General features: G+C 41.8%; 1 protein-coding gene and 1 pseudogene. Both read left to right on the forward strand.

Annotation, left to right across the window (positions count from 1 at the left end):
- Positions 1-36 precede the first annotated feature (36 nt).
- On the forward strand, positions 37-174 hold the full coding sequence (locus G5B12_RS17110; protein ID WP_244096137.1) for a hypothetical protein: 138 nt from the start codon (positions 37-39) through the stop codon (positions 172-174).
- Positions 128-423, forward strand: a pseudogene (locus G5B12_RS17115) (CD1107 family mobile element protein); the annotation flags it as partial. The gene G5B12_RS17110 and the pseudogene G5B12_RS17115, both read left to right, overlap by 47 nt.

Raw genomic sequence — 423 nt, forward strand, 5'->3', positions numbered from 1 at the left:
AATCTGGAAATTGTAAGAATTATCCGTGCAATGGATATGAGTATTCCAGAATTGGAAGCTTTCAAAAAGAGAATGAAAAATGAACTGCCCGGCAGGGTAGAAATACAGAAGGAGGAAACAAAAGCCGATGATGAATCTGGAAAAAATGAAACAGAAGAAGAGAACAATTACTAAAAGCAGGGTAAAAAAGAGCTTGCTTGCAGCAACGACATTTCTTTGCCTGACAACACCTTTGCTCCAGACACAGACTGCTTATGCAGCTGAGAATACCACGCCTGCAATCACGATTGAGAAACCGGATGGCTGGAAACAGGGAGAAACAACCATTGCTGTTACGGTAGATTCCAGTCATATGCCGGAAGGTTTCTCAATAGCAAAGATTGAAGCAAAAGCAGGAAAAGATGGAAGCTGGCAGGATGTAAC

The sequence above is a fragment of the Blautia sp. MSK.20.85 genome, assembly GCF_013317245.1.
Classification (GTDB): domain Bacteria; phylum Bacillota; class Clostridia; order Lachnospirales; family Lachnospiraceae; genus Blautia_A.

What these genes read in the sequence shown, in the direction of transcription:
- G5B12_RS17110 (WP_244096137.1), top strand. Translation starts at nt 37, where the DNA reads ATGAGTATTCCAGAATTGGAAGCTTTCAAAAAGAGAATGAAAAATGAA.